Annotated in this window: 1 protein-coding gene; it reads right to left on the bottom strand. The window is 75.3% G+C overall.

Features of this window, described 5'->3' with window-relative positions:
* On the bottom strand, nucleotides 1–1507 hold a 1507-nt coding region (locus GA0115259_RS38550; protein WP_272921305.1), incomplete at both ends, for an ATP-binding protein.

Here is a 1507-nt window from a genome sequence, read left to right as displayed (position 1 = left end):
GGGCGACTTCGACGTATGCGGGCTCGGGGTAGTAGTGCGACAGCGGCGGGCCGGTGTCGGCGGCGAGGGCGACGAGGCGGGGGTAGTTGGAGTCGGTGGACCACAAAGCTGCGAGGACGGCGGTGAGGGCGGCGATGGCGGGGCCGTCGGTACGGGCCAAGGCGTCGCGGGCCGGCGCGTCACGGTTACGGGCCAGCGCGTGCCGCAGGGCCAGTACGAGGTTGTCCTGCTCGGCCTTGATCCGCTCCCAGGCGGCCAGGGGTTCCGAGCCGAGGAGTACGTCGTGGTGCGCGACCCCGAAGTCCCGTGCCCAGGCGAGGAATCGGCCGACGGCCTCCTCGTCCTCGCCCGCCTCCGCACGCCGGGCCGCGCTGAACTCCCGTACGGTCTCCAGCATCCGGAACCGCACGCCGACCGAGGTGTCGGCGACGGTGAGCAGCGACTGACCGGCCAACTGCTCCAGCAGAAGCAGCGCGTCCTCGCCGAGGACGTGCTCCGCCGCCTCGCCGGAGAAACCGCCGGGGAAGACGGACAGCGTGCGCAGCGCAGCGCGGGCGTCCTCCGCGAGCAGGTTCCAGCTCCACTCCACGACCGCGTGCAGCGTGCGGTGGCGCTCCGGTACGTCCCGGGCCCCGCCGCGCAGCAGCGCGAACCGGTCGCCGAGGCGCCGGGCGATCTCCGGCACCGACAGCACCCGCACCCGCGCCGCGGCCAGCTCCACGGCGAGGGGCAGCCCGTCGAGGTGGCGGCACAGCCCGGCCACCGCGTCCGGCGGCAGCTTCACGCCCGGCCGGGCGGCTCGGGCCCGCTGGGTGAACAGTTCGACGGAGGTGTCGAGACCCAGCTCCGGCAGCGCGTACACCGCTTCCGACGTGAGGCCCAGCGGGGCCCGGCTGGTGGCGAGGACCCGCAGGTCCTTGGAGGACGAGACCAGGGCCTGTACGAGGTCGGCGGCACCGGCGATGACCTGCTCGCAGTTGTCCAGGACCAGCAGCGCGGGCCCGGCGCCGAGCACACCGAGGATGCCGGACACCGCATCGGCCGGGACATGGCCGCTCATGGCGCCGGGCCGACCCTCGCCCGCGCCGAGCGCGGAGGCCACCTCCGCGGCCACGTCCTCGTCCGCCGTGACGCCGGCGAGCGGCACGAAATACACCACGCGCTGCTCGGCCCGGCGGCTGACGGCGTGCGCGAGCCGGGTCTTGCCGAGGCCGCCGGGGCCGACGACGGTGACGGCGCGGGAGGCGCGCAGCAGCCGCTCCACCGCCACGATGTCCTCGTCCCGGCCGAGGAGCGGATTCGGCTCGTGCGGCACGCCGTGCCTGACCACGGGCGACTCGCCGCGCAGCAGCTCCCGCTGTACGGCCTTGAGCCCGGCGCCCGGATCCGTGCCGAGCGTCTCGCGCAGCTCACGGCGATACGCCTCGTACCGCATCAGCGCGGCGGACGGGCCCGCCGTCGCCGCCTCGCCGCGCAGCAGCTCGGCGAGCACTTCCTCGTCGCGCGG

Source organism: Streptomyces sp. MnatMP-M17 (assembly GCF_900091995.1).
GTDB lineage: Bacteria > Actinomycetota > Actinomycetes > Streptomycetales > Streptomycetaceae > Streptomyces.
The sequence above is the reverse complement of the archived record's forward strand: the minus strand, read 5'-3'. Positions and strand labels throughout refer to the sequence as shown.